Annotated in this window: 1 protein-coding gene; it reads right to left on the minus strand. The window is 36.1% G+C overall.

Features of this window, described 5'->3' with window-relative positions; translation table 11 throughout:
• A partial coding sequence (locus HFM85_RS15980; protein ID WP_173739196.1) for a hypothetical protein occupies nucleotides 1–665 on the minus strand: 665 nt, incomplete at its 3' end.
• Between the last annotated feature and the right edge of the window lie 352 nt (nucleotides 666–1,017).

Consider the following 1,017-nt stretch of genomic DNA (forward strand, 5'->3'; position numbering starts at 1 on the left):
TATTCCATGACACTGAAGAATACGGCATATACTATGAAAGCAAATACTGCAAACAATACAAACATAGCATGGACAATTATATTGGTGGAAAGATTTATTATGCTTGAGAATTGTGCAATACTGGCAATTAGAATAAACAAAGCAGGGAGGGAGCAGAGAATCTTCCAGATACGTGATTCCAGATTAGCGTTGATCATAGTACGGATTCGCTCCATCAGCATGAGAAATGGTTTCGCAAGAAGCAGATTTATGATAAGTGTGAGAATCAGTGCAAGGGGCGGATACATAAAATGATCGGATGGGAACCGGAAAGTACGGTGCAAAAAAGTAACAGTACTTGTGACAAAGAATCCGTAGCTCATTACAACAAAAAATACAAACAGTTTTTCTACTGTTTTTGCCTGGATGATAAAGCAGTACAACATTCCGAACAGTAACAAGGCAATATAAAAAATAGCATTCGAGATCAGCTCTTTGTAATCACCGCCGATGTTGAACTGTGCGATAAGAGAAAACGGAATGACCATTACAATAAAAATGGACAGTGCCATGAGCATTGTCTTTTTTGTGCTTAGGCGGAAACGATCCCGGAATGGATACAAACAGAAAAATGCATAAGGAAAAATCTGAAAAGAAAATCCGCAGAAATAACGCAATGCTATCATAAAAATCTCCTGTCAAAAAGATAGATAATGGTCAGGTTACCTATTAAAAATAAGTATACCATTGGCAGAAGGCAAAATCAAATCATATGAAGGCCTTTTTACGCCATATTTTGACTATTCACGCAAAAATATGGACAAGGGAATTAAATTCAAATAATATAAAAATATAAATAATATAGCCACAAAAACATTCAAAAGAAAGGAGACTAAAAAATGAAGAAAAGAATGATTATTGTGACAGTACTGATTATGGGAACTCTGGCATCAGGATGTGTGAGCGTTCAGGCATCAGATATTTTACCTGAACTGACAAAAGACAATGCACTGGAACAGATGATGAAAGCAGGAGAAA

The sequence above is a fragment of the Blautia schinkii genome, assembly GCF_013304825.1.
GTDB classification, from domain to species: Bacteria; Bacillota; Clostridia; order Lachnospirales; family Lachnospiraceae; genus Blautia_A; species Blautia_A schinkii_B.